We start from the raw sequence: 2,667 nt of genomic DNA on the forward strand, positions 1-2,667 counted from the left end.
CCGGCTGCCGTCTGGCGTCTCCGCGGCGTCGACCGCCGTCATCGCCGCCGCGTTGATCACGAGGTCGTGCCCGCTGAAGTCGTACGCCTCCACCGCGACTGGGTCGGTGAGATCAAGCTCGGCCCGGGTCGGCGCCACCGCATCCGGCAGGAGCCGCAGCAGGGCCCGGCCCACCTGCCCGCTGCCCCCGAGCACCAGGGCGGGACGGGGCGCGAAGGGAGTGACCTCGGCGAGCACCGGGTTCGCCTTGTCCTTGTCGCTGATCTCGCTCTGAGACAGCGGGATCGGCCAGCCGATGGCCGCCGTCGGGTCATCGAGCGCGAGCGCGGGATAGACGAGGTCCGGGCGCCAGTGCTCGTTGACGAGATAGGAGTAGACGCATCCGTCGGTGAGCGCCTGGTAGGAGTTGCCCACGCCGCGCGGCACATAGACCGCGACCGTCTCGTCGATCTCGATCGAGTGGGTCGCGCCGAAGCTCTCCCCCGCCCGCAGGTCGACCCACGCACCGAAGACGCGGCCGTGGACGACGGTGACGAACTTGTCCCACGGCTCGCCATGCACCCCGCGCGTGGAGCCGCGAGCGGCGTTGTGCGACACGTTGTGCTGGACCGGGCCGAAGTCCGGCAACCCGAGCGCCGTCATCTTGTCCCGCTGCCACGCCTCCGTGAACCACCCGCGCGAGTCACGGCGCACGGGCCGACGCACGACGAGGAGACCGGGGATCGGGGTCTGCTCGATGGTCAGGTCCATGGTCGGAGGCTACCGGTGGTGACCGACTCCGCACCGTCAGTCGCCGAGCGTGCTGAGAACGAGACGGTCTGCACTGAGAACTGTCGTTCTTGTATGATCACGGACGCACTGTCGATAGGCGAACGGGGGATCTCTGCGGTGACGCACGATCGCAGCTTCCCGACGGATCCGTCGGGACTCGTGGAGAGAGATCCGGGTCCGTTGATAGATCGCCAGCGTGGCGGTGTATCGATCCGGTGGTGGCGCCGGATGGCCGTGCTCGCAGTCGATCTCTTGCTCGTGCTGGGCATCGTGCGCATGACGCTGGGTTCCCGGGAGCATTTCGTGCGCGACCTCGGGTTGCTGTCCCTCGTCGTCGCCACACTCGTGATGCTGGTGGGCCTGGTGATCGCATCGCTCGCGCGCCGATCCCGGTACGACATCCACCAGCACGGCCTGGCGCTGCGAGGTCGGGACGATGTGGTGGAGGCCTTCATCCCTTGGGAGACCATCGACCCGGGGCGGGTACTCATCAGCGCTGCTCCGCGCCAGGTGAGCACATGGACACCACGGGGTCTGCTGGAGTGGGCGGCACGTCCGCCACTCGTGCTGATCAACGGGCCGGTGTGTCGGCCGAACAACCAGCCACACAGCCGGGACCATCGGTACAGCACGGACACGGACACCTCTCCCTTCGGCTGGTGGCAGCTGGGAGTCACCGACCCGCTTCACCTGCTGACCGCGATCGAGTCGGCCATGGTGGCTGACGGGCACTGCGCCCGGGGACTGACCGCCGCTGCACTGGCTCGGCAGCATCCCGCGGGTCCAGCAACAGACAGGGCAGCGCGCGGGCTCGCGCGCACCGCGGACGACGCCAACATCGGGATCAGGCCAAAAGCCGGTTGACGGCTGAGGCGTGAGCAGCAGCCTCCCGCCACATCGTCAGAATTGCCTTTCGTCGGCTGTGATCCCGGGCTCTGAGCCTCGACCTCGACGACCATCGAGTCAGCGCCGTCCGCGCCGCGGCATAGCCCACGCTCTCGCGCATCGGCAAAGTCTATTGCGCCGCTTGCTGGTGGGCGAGTACGACAACACCATCTTGCGGTGACTGACCGGGGATCTGCCGCGCGGTAATTCCCTCGTGGGCGATCCCACGAGAGTCAAGGATGCTCGCGGAGCCGGGGTCGAAGAGATTGCCCACCAGAGCGCCGGTGCCGGCCCTGGCGACCTCGAACGCCCCCGGACGGACCTCGTCGAGACCAGCCTGCAGGGCGAGCTGGGCATAGCGGATCGGCAGATGTTGCCGGTGCAGACGGTCAGCAGACGCACACTCATGGCCACAACATGTCGGCACCTCGACCGTCAGCGAGAGTCCCCGCAGCACGCGATGCCGCCCTGCCCCACCTCATGGAGCGCGAAGGGGGCTACAGCACCCGCTCTGACCGCGCGTACCGTTCCTCGGCAGCGGCCTTCTGCGGGCGCCACCACGCCTCGTTCGCCCGGTACCAGTCGATCGTCGCCGCAAGCCCCGAGCTGAAGTCCCGGTACTGCGGCTGCCACCCCAACTCTTCACGCAGCCGGGTCCAGTCGATGGCGTAGCGACGGTCGTGCCCCGGACGGTCGGTGACATGGTCGAGCTCGTCACCCGGACGTCCCATCAGCGTCAGCACCGACTCCACCACCGTCCGGTTGTCGACCTCCCCGTCAGCACCGATGAGGTAGGTCTCCCCCATCTGCCCGCGGTCGATGATCGACCACACGGCACTGTTGTGGTCATCGACGTGGATCCAGTCTCGCACGTTGAGCCCGTCGCCGTAGAGCCGCGGCCGCCGTCCGTCGATGACCTCGGTGACCTGGCGAGGGATGAACTTCTCCACGTGCTGGCGCGGGCCGTAGTTGTTGGAGCAGTTGGAGATCGTCGCCTCGACCCCGAAGGAA

The 2,667-nt window shown here is 68.1% G+C and carries 4 protein-coding genes; 1 reads left to right on the forward strand and 3 read right to left on the reverse strand.

Annotation, left to right across the window (positions count from 1 at the left end; all coding sequences use genetic code 11):
* Positions 1 to 750 (reverse strand): dTDP-4-dehydrorhamnose 3,5-epimerase family protein (locus JLI01S_RS16395; RefSeq protein WP_157075028.1); only part of this gene is annotated, 750 nt, incomplete at its 3' end.
* Between the two features lie 249 nt (positions 751 to 999).
* Between JLI01S_RS16395 and JLI01S_RS16400 the strand changes: the two genes are divergently transcribed.
* On the forward strand, positions 1,000 to 1,635 hold the full coding sequence (locus JLI01S_RS16400) for a hypothetical protein (protein ID WP_068266719.1): 636 nt from the start codon (positions 1,000 to 1,002) through the stop codon (positions 1,633 to 1,635).
* A gap of 151 nt (positions 1,636 to 1,786) precedes the next feature.
* Here JLI01S_RS16400 and JLI01S_RS16405 read toward each other — a convergent pair whose 3' ends face one another.
* Together JLI01S_RS16405 and JLI01S_RS16410 are read right to left on the reverse strand one after the other, a co-directional pair.
* Entirely contained in the window at positions 1,787 to 2,113 is a 327-nt protein-coding gene (locus JLI01S_RS16405) for a low molecular weight phosphatase family protein (RefSeq protein WP_068266722.1), read from the reverse strand.
* 40 nt (positions 2,114 to 2,153) lie between these two features.
* Positions 2,154 to 2,667 (reverse strand): dTDP-glucose 4,6-dehydratase (locus JLI01S_RS16410; RefSeq protein ID WP_157075029.1); only part of this gene is annotated, 514 nt, incomplete at its 5' end.

It is taken from the genome of Janibacter limosus NBRC 16128, from assembly GCF_001570985.1.
In the GTDB taxonomy this organism is placed as follows: domain Bacteria; phylum Actinomycetota; class Actinomycetes; order Actinomycetales; family Dermatophilaceae; genus Janibacter; species Janibacter limosus.